This is a genomic window from Bradyrhizobium sp. AUGA SZCCT0160 (assembly GCF_018130105.1).
GTDB lineage: Bacteria > Pseudomonadota > Alphaproteobacteria > Rhizobiales > Xanthobacteraceae > Bradyrhizobium.
Window position 1 is genome coordinate 209665 of record NZ_JAFCMD010000011.1, and the last position, 21760, is coordinate 231424.

Sequence of the window (21760 nt, forward strand, 5' to 3'; positions counted from 1 at the left end):
AATGAACATGCCGATCCGCGCGAGAAGGCGATCGCCGGTCCGACGCACGGCCTTTCGGCCGCTTCAGATGTTCACGTAAGTTAACAGAAGCCTTCGCAAATGCCGCGGCTTCCCTTCCTGGACAACACAACCGTCACGCGTGACGATATCACCGCAGGATCGACCGCCGGCCATAGCGCTGTAGCGTGCAATACATAACGGGCCCGGCGAAAGGACGTTAGCAAGTTTAGGTTGTGAAATTAAGGAGTGCGTAAACTTTCCTCAGTATTTTCCCCTATCGAACTGCCAGGGTCCCGGAAAGAACCCATGGCTGCGGCGGTTCAGTAACAACGACCGTCGCGGCTGCGCCGCACAAGGGGGCTCTGTTGGCGCTGCCGTTTCCATACAATCCAGCATTGGATGGATTGCGGGCGGTCGCAGTGCTCCTGGTCATCGCAGATCACTGCGACGTTACGGTATTCGACCAGGGCTATTTTGGCGTCGATCTGTTCTTCGTTCTGAGCGGCTTTCTGATTACGCGGCTTCTCGTGGACGAAGTCGGCGCGACGGGACGGATCGACCTGTGGAGATTCTATCTGCGCCGGTTGCTCCGTCTCACCCCGCCCCTGCTGCTGTTTCTGGCGGCGTATCTGCTGATTGCCCCCCTGCTCTGGCCGCAGCTCGACCTCATGTCGCATGTGCGCGACGCCGCGCTGGCGGCATTTTATCTGACCGACTATTCGCAGGCCTTCTGGCACAATCCGAAAGTGCTGATTCACACATGGTCGCTCTCGGTCGAAGAGCACTTTTATCTGATCTGGCCGCTCGCAGTTCTGCTGCTGGCGCGCATCGGGCCTCGCGGGCGTCTGGTCGTTCTCTTCGGCCTCTATTTGCTCGCCAGCGCATGGCGCATATACATCTATGAAACCCAGGGATGGGACGCGACGTATTATCGCTTTGATACGCGGATCGATGGCCTGATTTGCGGCGCGCTGCTGGCGACAGCCCTCCGGCACAAGGACCTGATCTCGGAAAGAGCAGCCAATGTCGCGGGCGTCGTCGCGTGGGCTGCACTCACCGTCTGCCTCTCGATCGGCTTCTGGCGTGCGCCCTGGTCGTTGGTGATCATGACCAATTTTGCCCATATCGCCGCCTCAGGCTTGCTGATCTCGGCTTCGACAAAAGAATCGAGGGTCAGTCTGGTGTTGTCTGCGCCGCCGCTGGTTGGCATCGGCCTCATCTCTTACGGCATGTATCTGTGGCATTATCCGGCAGCCATCTACCTCAGGGAGTTGTTTCCCTGGTACCTGACTGGTCCGATCGTCCTCGGTTTTTCGATCGCCATGGCTACGGTCAGCTACCTGGCTGTTGAACGGCCACTGCAACGCTATCGCCGCAGTCTCGGAGGACATCAGCGCAACGACGCGACCAAGCCCGCATCCGTGGGCGGCGAGCAGGTGCCACAGACCGCAGTTGTCGCCACGACGACGTAGCGAGCAGGTGGTCGCGCGCGACGACATTACCTTTGCCAGGATCGACCGCAGGCCTTCGCCGCCCTAACGCACCTGCACGTCGACGATGCCGATGCCCTCGAGACTGAAACGATAGCTGGCATCGCTATCCGGAAACACGGTCTTCATGACGCTGCCGGTCATCACCACCTGACCGGCTTTCAGCCCCGCCCCCCCGCGAATTGAGCTGCGTGGCAAGCCAGGCCACGGAGTTGAAGGGATGGCCGAGGATGTCGCGGCCTTGGCCCTCGCCGATATCAACGTCATCCTTTGTGGCACGTCCCATCACCGGCTCCAGGTCGGGCCATTTCGCCGCGAAGTCCGACAGCACGATGCCGCCATTCCAGGAATTATCCGATACCAGCGAAAGCACATCGAGATTGCCGTAATCGGCGTTGCGGTCTTCCACGATTTCGATGGCTGCGCAGACACCGCCGACATGCGGCGCAATCATTTCAGCGGTCACCGGCGCAGCCGTGACCGGCACATCGGATTTGATGCGAACGGCAATTTCGAATTCGAGGCCGAGCCGCCCGAAATCAGCACGACGGATCGTCGCGCCGGATCGATGCACACGGCTTGCGAGCACTACGCCGGCGATCGGATGGTCGATCCCGCAGAACTTCTGCATCGTTGCCGACGTCAGCCCGACCTTGTAGCCTACGGCGTCGCCGTGCTCACCGCGGAGCAGCGCGACATAGCTGTCCTGAATGTCGTAGGCGTCCGAGATCGTGGCGGGTTTGTCCGGCGGAGCGAGCGAGGTGAATTGCACGTTGGCCTTATGTGCCGCAAGCAGCGATTGCGCCGCGCGCCGGGCGGAGGCGTCTTCCATGGCTGGTCTCCCCTTTGTTGTTTTTCGCGTAGTTCGTAGGGTGGGTTAGCGAAGCGTAACCCACCATCTTCTTTCGTCGAAACAACTGGTGGGTATCGCTTCCGCCTTCGCTCTTTGAGCTACGGCGGACAAGTCGCTCCACCCACCCTACGCAGATATCTTGTAGCCCGCATGAGGGCAGCGACATGCGGGATTGGAAAGAAGACCCGGATGTCGCTTTCGCTCATCCGGGCTACGCCTGCTGTCTCAGCATGGATGGTGCAAATGGCGGGTCAAGAAGTATGGTGGGTAAGCGAAGCGTAACCCACCATCTTTCTTTTGTCGGAACAAGTGGTGGGTATCGCTTCCGCCTTCGCTCTTTGAGCTACGGCGGACAACTCGCTCCACCCACCCTACGGGCTTCGCAACGACGCTGGCTTACTCCGCGGCCTGCCGTGTCTCCGGCGCGTCGATCACTTCCAGCACCTTCGGCGGCGACATCGGCAAGGCGTAGAAGCGTTTGCCGAGCGCGTTGTAGATCGCATTCGCCACCGCGGCCATCACGGGGACCAGCGGCACTTCGCCGACGCCCTTGACGCCTTGCGGGTGTTTCGGGTTCGGCACCTCGACCATGATGCAGTCGATCATCGGCAGGTCCGAACACACAGGCATGCGATAGTCGAGGAAGCCGGGATTATCGACCTTGCCGTCCCTGGTGTAGATGTATTCCTCGTTCAGCGCCCAGCCGATGCCTTGCGCGACGCCGCCCTGCAGCTGGCCCTCGACATAGCCGGGATGGATGGCGCGGCCGACATCCTGCACGGCGGTGTAGCGGGTCACGCGCGCGATACCGAGATCGACGTCGACTTCGACGTCGCAGATATGCGTGCCGAAGCCGCCATCCGCGCCCGTGGTGTTGAGCTGCACGCCGGCGCCGATCGGGCCGCCCATCGCGGGCGCTTTCTCGGCGAGATCTTTTAGCGTCAGCGGCGGGAACTGGCCGGCATTCGGGCTCACCGGATGCGCCGCGCCGTCTTCCCACTTCACCGCCTCGGGATCGATCTCCCAGATTTTTGCGGCGCGTTCGCGCAAGGTCTTGATGATCTGTTCGGTCGACTGCGTCACCACGATCGAGGAAGCGAACAGCACGCGGCTGCCGCCGGTGAGGTTCGAGAAGCCGATGGTCTGCGTATCGCCGATGATGACGGAGACGCGGCGATAGTCGATGCCGAGCAGTTCGGCGCAGATGTTGGCGATGCCGGCGCGCGAGCCGCCGATATCGGGATGGCCCGTGGTGACGACGACGTTGCCGTCCTCGGTGATGTTGACCTGCGCGGAGGATTCACCGCCGGCGTTGAACCAGAAGCCGGAAGCGACGCCGCGTCCTTGAAGTTTTCCGAGCGGCGCCTTGTAGTGATCCGACGCCTTTGCCGCTTCCACCGTCTCGATGTACCCGATGCGCGGGAAGGTCGGGCCGTGCGCGGCTTTCGTTCCTTCCTTGGCGGCGTTCTTAAGGCGGAAGTCGAGCGGGTCCATCTTCAGCGCCTCGGCGACCTCGTCGAGCACGCATTCCACCGCATAGGCGCCGATCGGCGCGCCCGGCGCGCGATAGGCCGCCACTTTCGAACGGTTGGAGCAGACGTCATAGCCTTCCGACAACAGGTTCGGGATGTCGTAGGGCGTAAAACTGCAGCCGGCCGCGCCGCGGATCGGCGAGCCCGGCAGCGCCCCTGCCTGCAAATAGAAGGTGCCGTGCGCAGCGACGATCTTGCCGTCCTTGGTGGCGCCGATCTTCACCGTGCTCTTCGAGCCTGACGTGGGCCCGGTCGCGCGCATCACTTCCTCGCGCGTCATCACCATCTTCACCGGGCGGCCGGACTTTTTCGCCAGCAGCGTCGCCAGCGGCTCGAGATAGACGATGGTCTTGCCACCAAAACCGCCGCCGATCTCGGCGGGGATGGCGCGGATGTCGCTCTGCGGGATGCCGGTGAGATGGGCCGTCATCGCGCGGACCATGAACTGGCCCTGGCTGGAGCTCCAGATCGTGGTCTTGCCGTCGGGCGCGACGCTGATCAGGCAGGCATGCGGCTCGATATAGCCCTGATGCACCGGGCGCGTTGTGAAGCTGCGCTCGATGACGATGTCGGCCTTCTTGAAGCCGTCGGCGATATCACCCTTCTTGTGCTCGAGCCGGCCGGCGATGTTGGAGGGCTTGCCCTCGAACTTGTTGAACTCGTGCAGGATCGGCGCGTCGGATTTGATCGCGTCCTCGATCTCGATCACGAAAGGCAGCACTTCGTAGTCGACCTCGATCAGATTGCAGGCTTCCGCCGCGATCGCTTCTGATGTAGCGGCAACGGCCGCAATGGGGTGCCCGGGAAACAGCGCCTTTTCGCGCGCCATCACGTTGCGGCACATCCAGCGCATGTCCTGGATGCCGAGCATGACGGCGCCCTTCTCGATCGGGAAATCGACGATGTCGCGCGCGGTGACGACGGCCTTGACGCCGGGCAGCGCTTCCGCCTTCGCGGTGTTGATCGATTTGATGCGTGCATGCGCGTGCGGGCTGCGCAACACTTTGCCCCAGATCATGCCGGGCATATTGGTGTCGGCGGCGAACTGCGCGCGGCCGGTCACCTTGTCCATACCGTCTGGACGAATGGTGCGCTGGCCGATCCACTTGTTGTTGGTAACGACGGTCATGGTGCTGGCTCCGGCTGTTATTGGGCGCGCATTTCGGCCGCGGTGTCCATGACAGCGCGAACGATCTTGTCATAACCGGTGCACCGGCAGAGATTGCCGGCGAGCCAGAAGCGAACCTCTTCCTCGCTCGGCTTCGGATTCCGCTTCAGCAGCGCGTCCGATGCCACCAGCATGCCCGAGGTGCAGATGCCGCACTGAAGCGCGGCCATTTCCAGAAACTTCTGCTGCAGCGGATGCAGCTTTTCGCCCTGCGCCATGCCCTCGATGGTGCGCAGTTCGTGGCCCTCGGATTCCACCGCGAGCATCAGGCAGGAACAGATGAGGTTGTCATCGACCGTGATGCTGCAGGCGCCGCAGTCGCCGGAGGCACAGCCCTCCTTGGAGCCGGTGAGCCCGAGCGGCCCGCGCAGCGCATCGAGCATGGTGTCGTTGGGCTCGCAGAGAAACTCTGACGGTTCGCCGTTGATGGTGGTTGACACGTGGACCTTGGCCATGAAGCTTAATTCCCTTTGGCGCGTTGAGCGGCAATCGCGGTGGTGCGCTTGAGCAGCACACCGGCCACTTTGGTGCGATAAGCGATGGTGCCGCGCTTGTCGTCGATCGGACGGCAGGCGGCGGAACAGGCGGCGGCGGCCGCGTTGAGCGCGGCGTCGTCGAGCTTGCTGCCGATCAGGGCTTTGGCGGCCGCTTCAACCAGCAGCACGGTCGGCGCGACAGCGCCGAGACCGACGCGGGCGGCGGTGCAGACGCCATCCTTCAGCGTCAGGCTGACGCCGAGGCCGACCACGGCGATGTCCATTTCAGTGCGCGGGATCATGCGCAGATACGCGTCGCTCGAGCCTTTGGAACGCGGCGGCAGCGTGAAGCTGACGAGGATTTCACCGGGCTTGAAATTGGTGCGGCCCGGGCCCGCCGGCACCTGTTCCACCGGCATTTCGCGGCGGCCATCCGGCCCCTGCACCGTGACGATGGCACCGGCCGCGACCATGGCCGGCACGCTGTCGCCGGCCGGCGAGCCGTTGCAGAGATTGCCGCCGGCGGACGCCCGCCCCTGGACTTGTTTGGAGCCGATCAGGTTGACGGCCTCCAGCACGCCGGGCCAGACCTTGCCGAAACTGACATGGTCATGCAGTGCCATGCCGGAAACGGCGGCGCCGACGCGAAACCCGCCATCGGCGGTTTGCTCGATTTCCGTCATCTCGGCGATTTTCTTGATGTCGACGATCAGGCCCGGCTTCACGACGCCGGCGCGCATTTGCACCAGAAGATCGGTACCGCCGGCCAGGATGCGCCCTGCACTTCCGGCCGCGGCGAACGCCTTGATCGCTTCATCAAGCGAATTGGGCGCCAAATATCGGAGTTCCGTCATGGTTGTCCGTCATCTCCCCTTTTCTGCCCGCCCCATTTGGACGTCGGCCTATGTGGCCGGCAGTTGCGGTAGCCTACACGGGCGATGCGGGTTGGAACAGCCTCCGGGCTGCGGTTCTGGCGGCAGGCTCCTATGCAGGAAGCGGGCTTGTTCTCACATCGTCGGACGCCGGCTTGCGCCGGTTGGCCGGGGATTGGTGGACGTGGCGGCGGATTACGCTTGCACTGATGCGGCCCACAGGCTGTACAAATTGCAGTCCCTCCCACGCGAGCCGGTGAACTTGATGCCGACCCTTTCGATCAGAATTCACGTTGCGGTCACAATTTTTGCAGCCCTCGCCGTTTCCTCTGCCGCATTGTCCCAACCAGCCCCGGCTCCCGTCAGGCCCGCGCCCGCCAGGCCCGCGGCTGCGCCTCAGCCCAAACCGGTCGCGGTGCCGGGCCAGCAGCCAGCCCCGCGGCCGGTCGCAGCAAGCCCGCGGGGCGGTGCGGCGTGCCACAACGGCATGAGTTTCGATCGCTTCCTCACTGAGCTCAAGCAGAGGGCGGTGGCGGAAGGCGTCTCGCAGCGCGCGATGGCGGAAGCCGCACCCTACCTCACCTACGACCAGAGCATCGTCAATCGCGACCGCGGCCAGCGCGTGTTCGGGCAGGTATTCACCGAATTTTCGCGGAACAGGGCATCCGACGGCGCGGCGAAAAACGCGCAGGCGCGAATCCGGATGCATCAGGCGGCGTTCAATCGCGCCGAGAAGGAATATGGCGTGCCGCCGGCCGTGATCGCCGCGTTTTGGGGGCTGGAGAGCAGTTTTGGCGCCGAGCTCGGCAAGCTGCATACGCTCCCCTCGCTGGTGTCGCTGGCGTATGACTGCCGCCGCTCGGAGATGTTCCAGAAGGAGACCATCGCCGCGCTCAAGATCGTCGATCGCGGCGACCTCACGGCAAGCGAAATGATCGGATCGTGGGCCGGCGAACTCGGGCAGACGCAATTTCTGCCGACGCATTATTTCAATTATGCGGTCGACTACGACGGCGACGGCCATCGCGATCTCCTGCACAGCGCGCCCGACGTGATCGGCTCGACCGCGAACTACATCGCCAATGGGTTGAAGTGGCGGCGCGGCGAACCGTGGTTGCAGGAAGTGCGCGCGCCACAGAATCTCGCTTCAAGTTTTCCTTGGGACCAGGCCGACCTCACCATCAAGCTGCCGCGCTCGAAATGGGCGCAGCTCGGCGTCACCTTTGCCGACGGCAAGCCATTGCCGAACGACGATCTGCCGGCGTCGATGCTGTTGCCGATGGGCCGCAACGGACCGGCGTTCCTGGCCTACGCGAATTTCGCCGCCTACACCGAATGGAACAACTCGCTGATCTATTCGACCACCGCCGGTTATCTCGCGACCCGCATCGCGGGCGCCGCGCCGATGCGCCAGCCCAGCGCGCCGGTGGCGCAACTGCCGCTCAACGAGCTCAAGGAATTGCAGCACCTCCTGGTGCGCGCCGGTTTCAATGTCGGCAAGGTCGACGGCATCATGGGACAGCTCAGCCGCACCGCCGTGAAGACGATGCAGATCAAGTACGGGCTGCCGGCGGATTCCTGGCCGACCGCGGAGTTACTGGCGCGGATGCGCGGGCCGCGTGCGGAGCCGGCGGCGGCGGCGATGCCGCAGGTGAGATAGCGCCCCTCCTCATGGTGAGGAGGCGCCCTTGCGCCGTCTCGAACCATGAGGCCACAGACGGGCCTGCATCCTTCGAGACGCGGCCAAGAGGCCGCTCCTCAGGATGAGGGTCGATGAATCCTGCAGCTGGCGCGTCCGACGCCAGCCGGAAATATTTGACTACATCTCACCCCTTCCCGGCGTTGTAATTCCCTCTCCCCCGCCCCACCTGCAGCACGCAGTCTCTGCATGCCATAAAATTCCACACAACGAAAAGAGCATCACATGTCCTTTTACGACGCCACCGTTCCGGCCTATCTGCAAATCCTCGGCAGCCTCTCCGGCTTGCTCACCAAGGCAGAAGCGCATTGCGAGGCGAAGAAGATCCAGCCCGACGTGTTGCTCGGCTCGCGGCTTTATCCGGACATGCTGCCGCTCTCCAAGCAGATCCAGCTTGCCACCGATTTTGCTGTCAGGGGTTGTGCCCGCGTCACCCACAGCGAAGTGCCGTCGACACCCGATACCGAAAAGACCTTTGAAGAATTGCGCCAGCGGCTCACGAAAACCATCGACTACGTCAAGTCGTTCAAATCAGAGCAGTTCGAGGGCGCCGACACCAAAGACGTCACCTTTCCGATGGGGCCGGACAAGACCATGACGCTGAAGGGCCAGCAATTCATCTCGAACTTCTCGCTTCCGCAATTCTACTTCCATGCCGCCATCGCCCACGGCATCCTGCGCCACAATGGCGTCGAGGTCGGCAAGCGAGATTACATGGGCGCGAAGTGATCTGTTTCGTCTGGCAAGACTGGACGCCTTAGCGTCACCGGCCATGCCGTGCTAGTGCTCCCTTCAGTAAGAACAAGATGCTGAAGGGAGACCGCCGATGTCCATCACCACGCAAGCACCAAAGCAACTCGATCCCGCTGCTTCGCTTCACGCCGAAACGCTGGGCCTCGCTCCGGGTCGTGGCCGGCTGGAAGGCCGCCGCATCATCGTGGTCGGGGCCGGCCAGCGCAACATCGTCGACGAGGAGCCGCCGATTGGTAACGGCCGCGCGATGTCGGTGCTGTTCGCGCGCGAGGGTGCGCATGTGGCGTGCATCGACGTCAACAAGGAAGCCGCCGATGATACGGTCAAGCAGATCACAAGCGAAGGCGGCAGGGCGTTTACCGACGTGGTCGACGTCTCCGACGCATCAGCGATCGGGCCGGCGATCGCGCGCTGCGCGAAACAACTCGGCGGCCTCGACGGGCTCGCGTTGAATGTCGGCATTTCCTGCGGGCTGTCGTTGCCGAAGATGACGGCGGAAGCCTGGGACAAGGATTACGCCGTCAACGTGCGCAGCCACATGCTGTTCGCGCAAGCGGCGATCGAAATGATGTCGCCGGGCGGCGCGATCACGCTGACCTCGTCGATGGCGAGCCAGCGCGCCAATGGCCGCAACCCGGCCTATGAATCCTCCAAGGCCGCCCAGATCGCGCTCGGCCGCGCCATCGCACGGGCCGGCGAGGAAAAGGGCATTCGCTGCAATGTGATCGCGCCCGGCTTTATCGATTCCCCGATGGGCCGCGACGCCAGCCGCAGGCGGGCCGATCGTGCGCTCACAGTGCCGTTTGGCCGCCAGGGCACCGGCTGGGAGGTCGCCTATGCTGCGCTGTTCCTGATTTCGAATGAATCATCCTACGTCAACGCCCACACCCTGTTCCTCGACGCCGGCCATATGGCGGGGATTGTGCGGACCTAGCCTGCAGCGACCGAATGGCTTCCGAGTACCTTTGGGCATTGCGCAATCCGCCGTAATGCCCAACTCTCCCCTCATCATCCATCCATCGGAAATCCCTTCATGAGCCAGACCAAACTATTCGAGCCCTACAAGCTTGGCGGAATCTCGCTGCCGAACCGCCTCGTCATGGCGCCGCTGACCCGCAACCGCGCAGTGCCTGGCAGCTTTGTGCCGAGCGAGCTTGCCATCGACTATTACGGCCAGCGCGCTTCCGCGGGATTGCTGATCACCGAGGCCAGCCAGATCTCGCAGCAGGGCCAGGGCTATCAGGACACGCCCGGCATCTATTCGAAGGAGCAGGTTGCGGGCTGGCGCAAGGTCACCGACCGCGTCCATGAAAACGGCGGGCGCATCTTCATCCAGATCTGGCATGTCGGCCGCATCTCGCACGATTCATTGCAGCCCGGCGGCGGCAAGCCGGTGGCTCCGTCCGCGATCCGCGCCAAGGGCAAGACTTTTGTCAACGGCACCTTCACCGACATCTCCGAGCCGCGCGAGCTCGAGCTGTCGGAAATTCCAGGGATCATCGAAGACTTCAAGCGCGGCACCGAGAATGCACTCGCCGCCGGTTTCGACGGCATCGAAATCCACGGCGCCAACGGCTACCTGCTCGACCAGTTCGCCAAAGACGGCACCAACAAGCGTACCGATGCCTATGGTGGTTCAATCGAGAACCGCGCCAAATTGATGCTGGAAGTATCGAAGGCGGTGGCCGCGGTCGCCGGCCCCGAGCGCACCGGCATCCGCATTTCGCCGGTGACGCCCGCCAATGATGTCTCCGATAGCAATCCGCAGCCGCTGTTCGACCACATCGTGGATGGGCTCAACGCGTTGAAGCTGACCTACATCCATGTCGTTGAGGGCGCCACCGGCGGCCCGCGCGACATCGCACCGTTCGACTATGGTTCGTTGCGCAAGCGCTTCAAGCAGGCCTATGTCGCCAACAACGGCTACGATTTCGATCTGGCGACAAAGGTGCTCGACGCTGACGCCGCCGACCTGATCGCATTCGGAAAACCGTTCATCTCCAACCCCGATTTGGTCGAGCGCCTGCAGAAGGGCGCGCCGCTGAACGCATTCGACAAGGCGACGTTCTATGGCGGCGGCGCCAAGGGATATACGGATTATCCGACGCTCGGGGCGAAGCAGGCAGCGGAGTAGGTCTATCGGCGTCATTGCCTGCGACAAACGCAAAGCGTTTGCGCAAGGGAGCGCAGCGACGAAGCAATCCATCTATCCGTTATGCCGCACTATGGATTGCTTCGCTACGCTCGCAATGACAAGAAAAAAGGCCGGGATCGCTCCCGGCCTTCAGTTTTTGCATCACTCGTAATCGCGAGGCTTACTTGGCTTCTGCCCGCTTCGGCGGTGTTGCCGGCCACGACTTCACCAGCGTGTCGTAGTCGACGGTTTCGCCCTTCGGCTTCTCGTTCGCCAGCTTGCGCTGCGGAGCGACGTTGCCGTCCTTCTCCGACTTGGCGAACCAGAATTCGGCGGTCTCCTTCTTGTTCAGCTTCGGACCACAGGCGCCCTGCACGTTGGATTTCTCCAGACGCTCAAGCACGGAGTCCTGGGCTGCCGCCAGGGCGTCCATCGCGGCTTGCGGCGTCTTCGCACCGGACGACGCATCGCCGATGTTCTGCCACCACAATTGCGCGAGCTTCGGATAGTCAGGCACGTTGTTGCCGGTCGGGGTCCACTGCACGCGCGCGGGCGAGCGGTAGAACTCGATCAGGCCGCCGAGCTTCGGCGCACGCTCGGTGAACGACTTGTCCCAGATGTCGGATTCACGAATGAACGTGAGACCGACATGGCTCTTTTTCAGGCTCACCGTCTTGGAGGTGATGAACTGCAGATAGAGCCAGGCCGCCTTGCGGCGGTCCGCCGGGGTCGACTTCAGGAGCGTCGCCGAGCCGGCGTCCTGGTAGCCGAGCTTCATGCCTTCCTTCCAGTACGAGCCGTGCGGCGACGGCGCCATACGCCACTTCGGCGAACCGTCGGCGTTCACGACGGCAATACCGGGCTTCACCATGTCGGCGGTGAAAGCGGTGTACCAGAAGATCTGCTGGGCGATGTTGCCTTGCGCCGGTACCGGTCCGGCTTCGCCGAAGGTCATGCCTTGCGCCTGCGGCGGGGCATACTTCTTCATCCAGTCGAGATACTTGGCGATCGAATAGACCGCCGCCGGACCGTTGGTGTCACCGCCGCGCTCGACGGATGAACCCACCGGACGGCAGCCTTCCATGCGGATGCCCCATTCGTCGACCGGCTTGCCGTTCGGGATGCCCTTGTCGCCGTTGCCGGCCATCGACAGCCAGGCATCGGTGAACCGCCAGCCGAGCGAGGGATCCTTCTTGCCGTAGTCCATGTGACCATAGACCTTGGTGCCGTTGATCTCCTTGATGTCGTTGGTGAAGAACTCTGCGATGTCCTCATAGGCCGACCAGTTCACGGGAACGCCGAGATCGTAGCCATACTTGGCCTTGAACTTGGCCTTGTAGTCGGGATTGGAGAACCAGTCGTAGCGGAACCAATAGAGGTTCGCGAACTGCTGGACGGGCAGCTGATAGAGCTTGCCGTCCGGTCCCGTCGTGAAGGACTTGCCGATGAAGTCGTTGACGTCGAGATTGGGATTGGTGACGTCCTTGCCTTCGCCGGTCATGTAATCCGACAGCACGACCGTCTGGTTGTAGCGGAAGTGGGTGCCGATCAAATCGGAGTCGTTGATCCAGCCGTCATAGACGTTCTTGCCGGACTGCATCTGGGTCTGCAGCTTCTCGACCACGTCACCTTCCTGGATCAAATCGTGTTTGAGCTTGATGCCGGTGATCTCGGTGAAGGCCTTCGCCAGGGTCTTGGATTCATATTCATGCGTGGTGATGGTTTCCGACACCACGTTGATTTCCATCCCCTTGAAGGGCTGGGCGGCCTTTTCAAACCACTGCAGTTCCTTCAGCTGGTCGGCCTTCGACAGCGTCGAGGGCTGGAATTCGCTGTCGATCCAGCGCTGATTGACCGCATCGTCCGCGCGAGCAGGTGCGGCGATCGTCACGGAAGCCGCGATCAGCGCAGCCGCGCTGGTCATCGTCAGAAAGCTCTCCTTGGTCAATGGGCCGTTCCTTCCTCTAAAACGTCGCATGTTGAGTCCTCCGGTTGCAGCGACAAACAATTTTCAGGCCCGGGTTGATCCCGGATCTGTCTTTTTTCGCTTCATCAGACGGTGCGGAAAACCACCACGGCCGAAACAAGCGAAATCACGGTAGCGAGCCACAGGCTCGATATCTCAACGCCCTCTCCGATCGGCAGCGTCGCGATCGCATCGGTGCCGACAAAGGCGATCCACAACAGGTGGATGACCGCGGCGAGTACCAGCGAGATGAACAGCCGGTCGCCGCGCGTTGTCGGAATCTGCAACACGCCGACGCGCTCGGCCTCGGGATACGCCGCCGCAAGCCAGGTCATGACGCCCAGCGTCAGCGACAGCAGCACGAAGAAGATCGCGGTCGGGAGCGTCCAGGCCATCCATGCGATGTGTTCCATGGTGCGTTAGTCCTCATGCCTGCGCATGATCTTGTCCGAAAACCGGTGTCCACTTTTCGGGATCATGCGCTAAACCCGCCCGAGCGCGAAGCCGCGCGCGATGTAGTTGCGGACGAACCAGATCACCAGGGCGCCGGGGATGATGGTGAGCACGCCGGCCGCCGCCAACAGGCCCCAATCCATGCCGGCGGCCGAGACCGTTCGGGTCATGATCGCCGAGATCGGCTTGGCGTTCACCGACGTCAGCGTGCGCGCCAGCAGCAGTTCGACCCAGGAGAACATGAAGCAGAAGAAGGCCGCGACGCCGATGCCGCTCGCGATCAAGGGCACCAGGATCTTGATGAAGAAGCGCGGGAACGAGTAACCGTCGAGGAACGCCGTCTCATCGATCTCGCGTGGCACGCCCGAGACGAACCCTTCGAGGATCCAGACCGCGAGCGGGACGTTGAAGATGCAATGCGCCAGCGCCACTGCCCACGGCGTATCGAACAGATTGATCGCCGAATAGAGATTGAAGAACGGCAGCGCATAGACCGCCGCCGGCGCCATCCGGTTCGACAGCAGCCAGAAGAACAGGTGCTTATCGCCGAGAAAACGGTAGCGCGAAAAGCCGTAGGCCGCCGGCAGCGCCACCGCGATCGAGATCACGGTGTTGATCAGGACATAGGTCAGCGAGTTGATGTAGCCGGAATACCAGCTCTCGTCGGTGAAGATGCGCCTGTAGTTTTCCAGCGTCGGCTGGTGCGGCCACAGCGTCATGGTGGAGACGATCTCGGCATTGGTCTTGAAGCTCATGTTGACGAGCCAGTAGATCGGCAACAGCAGGAAGATCAGGAAGGTGATGAGGATGACGCGGCGTCCGGGAATCGAATGCATCATTCAGCTCCCTGTTTGACCGGGCGCTCGGCCCCGGCGTTTGTCATCACGGTATAGAACACCCAGCACACGATCAGGATGATGAGGTTGTAGACCAGCGAGAGTGCGGCGGCCTTGCCGAGGTCGAATTGGCCGAGCGCGATCTTGACCAGTTCGATCGAGACGAAGGTGGTCGAGTTGCCGGGACCGCCGCCGGTCACCACGAACGGCTCGGTGTAGATCATGAAACTGTCCATGAAGCGAAGCAGCACCGCGATCAGCAGTACGCGATTCATCTTCGGCAACTGGATCGCCGTGAACACCGCCCAGCGCGAGGCGCCGTCGATCTGCGCCGCCTGGTAATAGGCGTCGGGGATCGACTTAAGTCCGGCGTAGCACAACAGTGCGACCAGGCTGGTCCAGTGCCAGACATCCATCACGATGACGGTGGCCCAGGCGTCGAACTCGTTGGAGACGTAGTTGTAGTTGATGCCGAGGCTGTTCAGCGTGTAGCCGAGCAGGCCGATGTCGGGCCGTCCGAATATCTGCCAGATGGTGCCGACCACATTCCACGGAATCAATAGCGGCAGCGCCAGGATCACGAGGCAGGCGGCGACGCTCCAGCCGTCGCGCGGCATCGACAGCGCGACCACGATCCCGAGCGGCACCTCGATCGCAAGAATGATGACCGAGAACAGCAGATTGCGGCCGAGCGAGGCCAGGAACCGTCCACCGAGATCGGTCGATGGATCGAGCAGTTCCTTGAACCAGCCGACGCCGTTCCAGAAGAACTGGTTGTTGCCGAAGGTGTCCTGCATCGAATAGTTCACCACCGTCATCAGCGGCAGGATCGCGGAGAATGCGACCACCAGAAACACCGGCAGCACCAGGAACCAGGCTTTTTGGTTGATCGTCTTGTCCATCAGGCTGTCCCCTCTACCAGACGGCTGTCGGCATAGACGTGAACATGCGACGGATTGAAAACCAGTCCGGCGGTTTCGCCGGAGACCGAAAACCCCGGCGGCACGCGCGCGGCGAACTTGGCGTCGCCGATCCGCACGCGCGCGAAGCGGACACGGCCGAGATCGTCGATGCGATCGATATTGGCGGACAGCAATCCCGGCGCGGGTGCCGCGACGTCGACGAATTCCGGACGCACGCCGACTTCGATCTTCGCGCCCGGCGGCAGCTTGTCATAGCTGCGGTTCAGCGCGATCGGATGGCCGCTGATCCGGGCCTCGCGGCCCCTCACCTCGGCCGGCACGATGTTCATGCCGGGCGAGCCGATGAAGTAGCCGACGAAGGTATGCGCGGGCTTGTCGAACAGCTCGGCCGGCGTGCCGCTCTGCACCACCCTGCCGTCATGCATCACGACCACCGTATCGGCAAAGGTCAGCGCCTCGGTCTGGTCATGGGTGACGTAGATCATCGTGAGATCGAGGTCGCGATGCAGCGCCTTGAGTTTGGAGCGCAACTGCCACTTCAATTCGGGATCGATCACCGTCAGCGGCTCGTCGAACAGGATCGCGGCAACGTCTGATCGCACCAGGCCGCGGCCGAGCGAGATCTTCTGCTTGGCATCGGCGGTCAGCCGCGTTGCCTTGCGATCGAGATGCGGCGTGAGGTCGAGCAGATCGGCGATCTGCTTCACGCGCGCGTCGATTTCGGCTTTCGGGACGCCGCGGTTCTTCAAGGGGAATGCGAGGTTCTGCCCGACCGTCATGGTGTCGTAGATCACCGGAAACTGGAACACCTGCGCGATATTGCGCTTCTGGGTTGACAGCGGTGTGATATCGGCGCCGTCGAACAGTATCTGGCCGCGCGACGGCGTCACGATCCCGGAAATCAGGTTGAGCAGCGTGGTCTTGCCGCAGCCGGATGGCCCGAGCAGCGCATAGGCGCCGCCCTGCCGCCAGGTCATCGTCACCGGCTTCAGCGCAAATGATTCGGGCGCGGCGTCATTGCCGCCGTAGGAATGTGCGAGATCGACGAGGTCAATGCGGGCCATACGGCATCTCCCTCACGCGTGCTTGTTTTTGGACGCGTTTTCTTCACGCGAACCGCTATGCACTTCGCTTGAAAACGCTATGGGCTGGTTAGGCGCCGCGACCAGGCGGTCGGCAGCGTCAAACACGAAAAGATTGTCGGGATCGAGCACGGCGTCGAGCACGTGGCCCGGCTCGAACTCATGGACGCCCTGCAGCACCGCGACCCAGTTCGACGCGTCGCGGCTAAGATGCACGAAGCTTTCCGAACCGGTGATCTCCGTCACGGTGACGGTGGCCTGAAACGCGTGGCGGCCGGCGATGCCATTGGCGACTTCAAGCTGATGGGCGCGGAAGCCGACGCGATAGGGCCCATCGGCAAGCGAGGCATAAAGCCCGCTGGCTGGCGCCTGGATGCCGCCGGCATATTGCACCGTGCCGTTCTTCTTTTCGATGTGGACGATGTTGAGCGGCGGATCGGAGAACACCTGCGCCACACGCAGCGTATCGGGATGCCGGTAGACCTTCGGGGTGTCGCCGGCCTGCAGCACCTGGCCTTCCCACATGCAGACGGTGCGGCCGCCGAGCAGCAGGGCTTCGGAGGGTTCGGTGGTCGCATAGACGAAGATCGCGCCCGATGCCTCGAAGATGCGCGGCAATTCGGTGCGCAACTCCTCGCGCAGCTTGTAATCGAGATTGGCGAGCGGCTCGTCGAGCAGCACCAGATCCGCGCCCTTGACCAGCGCGCGTGCAATCGCAGTGCGCTGCTGCTGGCCGCCGGAGAGTTGCAGCGGCGTGCGGTGCAGATACGGCTCGAGCTTCAGGAGGCGCGACGCCTCCTGCACGCGCTTTTCGATTTCCGCGCGCGGCTTGCCCTGCACCCGCAACGGCGAGGCGATGTTCTCATAGACCGTCAGCGAGGGATAATTGATGAACTGCTGATAGACCATCGCGACCGAACGCTTGCGCACGTCGAAGCCGGTGACATCGTTGCCGTCGACCAGCACCCGGCCTGATCCCGGCTTGTCGAGCCCGGCGAGCAGCCGCATGATCGAGGTCTTGCCGGAAAGCGTCGGCCCGAGCAGTACGCTCAGCGTGCCGCGCTCAAGCGTCAACGACACATCGCGGATGGTCGCGATGCCGTCGACGGTTCGTGTGACGTGTTCGAGCGTGACGCTCATGTCCGTCCTCCCGCTTCACGCAGGGGGCGTTCACCGGACGCGCGATGGGCGGCCATCCATTCATCGAGGACGGCGATTTCGCCCGCGGACAGCCGCAATCCGAGCTTGGAGCGGCGCCACGCGACGTCTTCGGCGGTGCAGGCCCATTCGGCCGACATCAGGTACCTGACTTCGCTCTCCGTCAAGGTCGCGCCAAAGGACTGGCCGAGATCGGCCGCCGATTTCGCGTTGCCAAGCACCTTGCTGGCGCGGGTGCCGTAGGCATGCGCTAACCGCTTGGCATGTGCGGGAATGAGGAACGGATAGTCCCGCGTCAGTTCCGCCGTCAGCGCCGCGATTGCGGAAACATCCATGTCGCCGCCGGGCAGCGCGGCCTTGCCGGTCCAGCCTTCTTTCTTTGAACTGCGTAAATAGGGCGCCAGCCGTTCCAGTGCTTCTTCGGCCAGCCGCCGATAGGTCGTGATCTTGCCGCCATAGATCGACAGCAGCGGCGCGCCGCCGGGCGTATCGAGCTCGAAGACGTAATCGCGGGTCGCAGCTTTCGCTTCACTGGCGCCGTCGTCATAGAGCGGACGCACGCCCGAATAAGTCCAGACCACGTCCTCCGGCTTCACCGGCTTTGCCAGATACTCGCTGGCGGAGGCACAGAGATAGGCGATCTCTTCGGTGGAGGCTTTCACCTTGGCCGGGTCGCCGTCGTAATCGCGATCGGTGGTGCCGATCAGCGTGAAATCGTCCTGATAGGGAATGACGAAGATGATGCGGCCGTCGGCGTTCTGGAAAATATAGGCGCGGTCGTGGTCGTAGAGCTTGCGCACCACGATGTGCGAGCCCTGCACCAGGCGAACCTTTGCGCGCGCATTGACGCCCGATCCCGACGACAGCACCTGTTCGACCCAGGGCCCGCCCGCATTGACCAGCGCACGCGCCTGGATCGTGGTGCGTGTGCCGCTTTGCGTATCCTCGACCGTGACGTGCCAGACGCCATCGACCTGCGTAATCTCGACCGCCCGCGCGCGCGTGCGGATCTCGGCGCCGCGATCGGCCGCGTCCCGCGCCGTGAGCACGACCAGGCGCGCGTCATCGACAAAACAGTCGGAGTACTCAAAACCTTTGCTGTAGCGGTTGGCGATCAAGGGTTTTCCGACCTCGTCATGCGCGAGATCGACCGAACGTGTCGGCGGCAGCAGATGACGGCCGCCGATGTGGTCGTACAGGAACAACCCTAGCCTCAGCAGCCATGCCGGCCGCAACCCCGAATGGTGCGGCAAAACGAAACGCAGCGGGCGGATGATGTGAGGCGCGATCTGCCAGAGGATTTCGCGTTCGATCAGCGCCTCGCGCACCAAACGAAACTCGTAATATTCGAGATAGCGCAGCCCGCCATGCACCAGCTTGGTTGACCAGGACGACGTCCCACTCGCCAAGTCATTCATTTCACAAAGGAAAACGGAATTGCCCCGGCCCACCGCATCGCGCGCGATGCCGCAGCCGTTGATGCCGCCTCCGATAATGGCGAGGTCGAATATCCGATCCAACAGACGCTTCCCCGGCGATCGCCTCTTCACTTCGGCGATTTAACTTTCGGATCGGAGTTAATCACAAAGAAAAACGAAAGCAAGATGAAAACGGGAACTGGGGCGTTTTGCCCAACTTCATCGTTCGAGACGAACGCAAGGGCGCCCCGCCAGAGCCTCACTCAAAATGCAGCCGATGAAGAAGACAGGGGCTTCGTAGCGAAACTCGTGATGCCCGGCCTAGGCCGTCGTCCTCCGTCCCTCCCACCAGGCCCCCAAGGCATCGATCAGCGGCACCAGTTCGAGACCGGCCTCGGTGAGATCGTAGTCGACGCGGAGCGGGTAGCCGTCGTGGGCGGTGCGCCGCACGATCCCGGCGTCCTGCAACTTACGCAGCTCCAGCGCCAGCATTCGGTGCGACACCGTCGGATTGTCGCGCCTGAGATCGCTGAACCTTTTGGTGCCATCCTTGAGATAATAGAGCAGCAGCGTGGGCCAGCGCCCGCTGAGCACCCGCATGGTCTCTTCGATGGGGCAGCGTGAAACAGCGTCTTTCATGAGCCGGACCTGGTTACAGAATAGTGCCTAATTTACATGGGGCCGCCATCGCCTATGTACCAGTCGCGCTGCGCAGCACACCCTCCAATCACGGAAAGAAAACGATGGAACCGATTCTGCTTTACGGCTTCCCGGCGGGAAGCTCGATGGGGCTCGTCGCTGCCTTTGAACGCGTCGGCCAACCTTACCGCCTCTGCCGTGTCGACATGCTCGCCGACATGAAGAACGACGGCTATGCCCGCATTAACGGCCGTCAGGAAACGCCCGTGCTCATCACCGGCGAAGGCCGCTTGCTGACCGAGACGATGGCCATCGCCGCATGGCTCGAGGCCCGCGACATCGAACGCCGCATCAGCTTCGACCCGCACTCACCCGAAGCCGACCGCATGCACCAGCTGACGGCCTTCGTGAATACCGGCTTCACCGCCGCCTTCACCCCGCTGTGGGCGGCGTTCGAGATGGCTTCTGCCGAACCCGCGCTGCTGGCGACCTTGCGCGACTTCGGCCGCCAGGCCGTAGCCAAACGTCACGATCAGCTGGAAGCGATGATCGGCGACACCGACTTTCTCGTCGGCGATTGCCTGACGCTGGCGGATACCACGCTGATCGGCGTGGCGCGCTGGGCGGAATTCCATCAGGCCATCGACGGTGCTGCCTATCCCAGGCTGGCCGCGTTGCGCCACCGGATCGAAGCGGATGCGGACGTGCGTTACGCCCAGGCCATCGAGGACGGCGAAACGCCCGCCGGTTCGGGCGCCTGCCTCGGGCAAATCCCACTGGAGAAAATCATCAAGCGCTTCGGCGCCAGCTAGCGCATCCGCGTGACGGTCGAGGCCGTCTCCGCCACCGGCTCATCGATATCGGGGCCGGCTTGTCCATCGCCTAGCCCGCGGCGACGGCCTCGATTTCGAGCAGCCAGGCCTCGTCGAAGATTCCGGCGATGACGACGGTCAGCGCGGTTTCCCGGCTGCCAAGGACCTCGCTTCGCACCGCGCGATTGAGCATGGTGTAGCGCCGATCCGCGAGGTAGGTCCGGTGCATGACCAGATTGTCGAGCGTCATGCCGGCGGCCTTGAGCTGCGCCTCGACATTGCTCCAGGCGAGCCTGCACTGCGCTTCAAAGCCCTCGGGCACCGTGCCGTCAGCCGCGGCCGGGATTTGGCCGCTCACAAAAAGCATCCTGGTGTGACCGGCGACCTCAAGCGCCTGGCTATAACCAGTCGTCGGCACGAGGGCCGCTTCGGAATTGATGCGTCGGATTTGCATTTCGGTTCTCCCTTTTCCTGAGAGAACCTCGTGCACCGGTCGATCCAGCACAAACCATTTTTCCTGCACTGCTGGATTAGATTTTCTATTTCAAGTCAGAATTGTCGTGAAAGCCCCGGACGATGCCGGGGCCTTTTCATGCTGGAACGAAGTGAAGGTTAGTACTTTCCGCGTCTAGCGCAGCCGCGTGACCGTCAATGCCGTCTCTGCCACCGGCTCATCGATATCGGGCGCCGGCTTGTCCATCGCCTCGACCACCTCGATGCCGCGGGTATGGCAGATGTTGGCGAGGCCGGCGGGAAGCGCGGCGTCGGTCACGAAGGTCTGGATCTGGCTGAGATGGGCGATGCGCACCGGCGCGCTGCGCCTAAGCTTGGTCGAGTCGGCGACCAGCATCACGCTGCGCGCGTTCGCGATGATCGCCTGCGCGGCCTGCACTTCGCGGTAGTCGAAATCCAGCAGCGCTCCCTCCTCGTCGATCGCGGAGGCGCCGATGATGGCGTAATCGACCTTGAACTGGCCGATCAGGCTGATCGCGGTCGAACCGATCACCGCGCCGTCGGCGCGGCGCACCGCCCCGCCCGCCACGATCACCTCGATGCGCGGATGGCGATACAGCAGCATCGCTACGTTGAGGTTGTTGGTGATGACGAGCAGGTCCTCATGCGAGGTCAGCGCGCTGGCGACTTCTTCGGTCGTGGTGCCGATATTGATGAACAGCGAGCAGCCGTTCGGAATCCGCGAGGCGGCGGCAATGCCGATTGCCCGCTTCTCCTCGGCGGCGACGAAGCGGCGCGCTTCATAGGCGAGGTTCTCGACGCCGGAGGCGATGATGGCGCCGCCATGGATCCGCGTCAGCGAGCGCTGGTCGCAGAGATCGTTGAGGTCCTTGCGGATGGTCTGAGCCGAAACCTCGAAACGCTTGGCGAGATCCTCCACCATCACCCGGCCAAAGGCGCGAGCGATGTTGAGAATTTCAGTCTGGCGGTTGGACAGTCCGGCCACGGGTGGCACCTCAGGGGAAAACGTTTCTTATCGTGCG

Annotated in this window: 20 protein-coding genes; 6 read left to right on the forward strand and 14 right to left on the reverse strand. The window is 62.9% G+C overall.

Features of this window, described 5'->3' with window-relative positions:
• The first annotated feature begins 365 nt into the window (after positions 1-365).
• Complete coding sequence (locus tag JQ558_RS19510) at positions 366-1472, forward strand: acyltransferase (RefSeq protein WP_212294590.1); 1107 nt, start codon at positions 366-368, stop codon at positions 1470-1472.
• Positions 1473-1596: 124 nt separating this feature from the next.
• Here JQ558_RS19510 and JQ558_RS19515 read toward each other — a convergent pair whose 3' ends face one another.
• The 4 genes from JQ558_RS19515 to JQ558_RS19530 all read right to left on the reverse strand — a co-directional run bounded on the left by JQ558_RS19515 (position 1597) and on the right by JQ558_RS19530 (position 6373).
• A complete protein-coding gene (locus JQ558_RS19515) occupies positions 1597-2322 on the reverse strand; it encodes a 2-keto-4-pentenoate hydratase (protein WP_212294591.1) in 726 nt (241 codons plus the stop codon).
• Between the two features lie 417 nt (positions 2323-2739).
• Positions 2740-5004: a xanthine dehydrogenase family protein molybdopterin-binding subunit gene (locus JQ558_RS19520; protein ID WP_212294592.1), complete on the reverse strand. Its 2265-nt coding sequence runs from the start codon at positions 5002-5004 to the stop codon at positions 2740-2742.
• A 17-nt stretch (positions 5005-5021) separates the two neighbouring features.
• Positions 5022-5498, reverse strand: a complete 477-nt coding sequence (locus JQ558_RS19525; protein ID WP_211997762.1) for a (2Fe-2S)-binding protein — start codon at positions 5496-5498, stop codon at positions 5022-5024.
• 5 nt (positions 5499-5503) lie between these two features.
• On the reverse strand, positions 5504-6373 hold the full coding sequence (locus JQ558_RS19530; RefSeq protein WP_212294593.1) for a xanthine dehydrogenase family protein subunit M: 870 nt from the start codon (positions 6371-6373) through the stop codon (positions 5504-5506).
• A 283-nt stretch (positions 6374-6656) separates the two neighbouring features.
• Between JQ558_RS19530 and JQ558_RS19535 the strand changes: the two genes are divergently transcribed.
• The 4 genes from JQ558_RS19535 (at position 6657) to JQ558_RS19550 (ending at position 10977) form a co-directional block, all read left to right on the forward strand.
• Entirely contained in the window at positions 6657-8051 is a 1395-nt protein-coding gene (locus tag JQ558_RS19535; protein WP_409410543.1) for a lytic murein transglycosylase, read from the forward strand.
• Positions 8052-8315: 264 nt separating this feature from the next.
• Positions 8316-8819 (forward strand): DUF1993 family protein, encoded by a 504-nt coding sequence (locus tag JQ558_RS19540; protein ID WP_212294595.1) that lies wholly within the window; start codon positions 8316-8318, stop codon positions 8817-8819.
• 97 nt (positions 8820-8916) lie between these two features.
• On the forward strand, positions 8917-9777 hold the full coding sequence (locus JQ558_RS19545; protein ID WP_212294596.1) for an SDR family NAD(P)-dependent oxidoreductase: 861 nt from the start codon (positions 8917-8919) through the stop codon (positions 9775-9777).
• Positions 9778-9876: 99 nt separating this feature from the next.
• Complete coding sequence (locus JQ558_RS19550) at positions 9877-10977, forward strand: alkene reductase (RefSeq protein WP_212294597.1); 1101 nt, start codon at positions 9877-9879, stop codon at positions 10975-10977.
• Between the two features lie 181 nt (positions 10978-11158).
• On the opposite strand, the gene JQ558_RS19555 is transcribed toward JQ558_RS19550, so the two are convergent.
• The 8 genes from JQ558_RS19555 to JQ558_RS19590 form a co-directional block, all read right to left on the reverse strand.
• Positions 11159-12955, reverse strand: coding sequence for an ABC transporter substrate-binding protein (locus JQ558_RS19555; RefSeq protein WP_211997756.1), 1797 nt, complete (start codon positions 12953-12955; stop codon positions 11159-11161).
• A gap of 74 nt (positions 12956-13029) precedes the next feature.
• Positions 13030-13356 carry a DUF2160 domain-containing protein gene (locus tag JQ558_RS19560; protein ID WP_212209214.1) on the reverse strand — a complete coding sequence of 109 codons (327 nt, stop codon included), beginning with the start codon at positions 13354-13356 and terminating at the stop codon, positions 13030-13032.
• A 69-nt stretch (positions 13357-13425) separates the two neighbouring features.
• A complete protein-coding gene (locus tag JQ558_RS19565; protein WP_212209289.1) occupies positions 13426-14232 on the reverse strand; it encodes a carbohydrate ABC transporter permease in 807 nt (268 codons plus the stop codon).
• Positions 14232-15134: a carbohydrate ABC transporter permease gene (locus JQ558_RS19570; protein WP_212209213.1), complete on the reverse strand. Its 903-nt coding sequence runs from the start codon at positions 15132-15134 to the stop codon at positions 14232-14234. The genes JQ558_RS19565 and JQ558_RS19570 overlap by 1 nt, the downstream gene beginning before the upstream one ends.
• The gene (locus JQ558_RS19575) at positions 15134-16219 is read right to left on the reverse strand and encodes an ABC transporter ATP-binding protein (protein ID WP_212209212.1); all 1086 of its coding nucleotides are present in this window, start codon (positions 16217-16219) and stop codon (positions 15134-15136) included. Before JQ558_RS19575 ends, JQ558_RS19570 begins: the two co-directional genes overlap by 1 nt.
• 12 nt (positions 16220-16231) lie before the next feature.
• Positions 16232-17377 (reverse strand): ABC transporter ATP-binding protein, encoded by a 1146-nt coding sequence (locus JQ558_RS19580; RefSeq protein ID WP_212294598.1) that lies wholly within the window; start codon positions 17375-17377, stop codon positions 16232-16234.
• Positions 17374-18915: a glycerol-3-phosphate dehydrogenase gene (glpD, locus tag JQ558_RS19585; RefSeq protein ID WP_212294599.1), complete on the reverse strand. Its 1542-nt coding sequence runs from the start codon at positions 18913-18915 to the stop codon at positions 17374-17376. The genes JQ558_RS19580 and glpD overlap by 4 nt, the downstream gene beginning before the upstream one ends.
• Positions 18916-19134: 219 nt before the next feature.
• Complete coding sequence (locus JQ558_RS19590) at positions 19135-19452, reverse strand: helix-turn-helix domain-containing protein (RefSeq protein WP_212273964.1); 318 nt, start codon at positions 19450-19452, stop codon at positions 19135-19137.
• 104 nt (positions 19453-19556) lie between these two features.
• Here JQ558_RS19590 and JQ558_RS19595 point away from each other — a divergent pair, with 104 nt between their 5' ends.
• Positions 19557-20264, forward strand: a complete 708-nt coding sequence (locus tag JQ558_RS19595) for a glutathione S-transferase family protein (RefSeq protein WP_212294600.1) — start codon at positions 19557-19559, stop codon at positions 20262-20264.
• A gap of 70 nt (positions 20265-20334) precedes the next feature.
• Here JQ558_RS19595 and JQ558_RS19600 read toward each other — a convergent pair whose 3' ends face one another.
• On the reverse strand, positions 20335-20718 hold the full coding sequence (locus JQ558_RS19600; RefSeq protein ID WP_192738495.1) for a RidA family protein: 384 nt from the start codon (positions 20716-20718) through the stop codon (positions 20335-20337).
• A 174-nt stretch (positions 20719-20892) separates the two neighbouring features.
• Positions 20893-21723 carry a DeoR/GlpR family DNA-binding transcription regulator gene (locus tag JQ558_RS19605; RefSeq protein ID WP_212209204.1) on the reverse strand — a complete coding sequence of 277 codons (831 nt, stop codon included), beginning with the start codon at positions 21721-21723 and terminating at the stop codon, positions 20893-20895.
• Positions 21724-21760 lie beyond the last annotated feature (37 nt).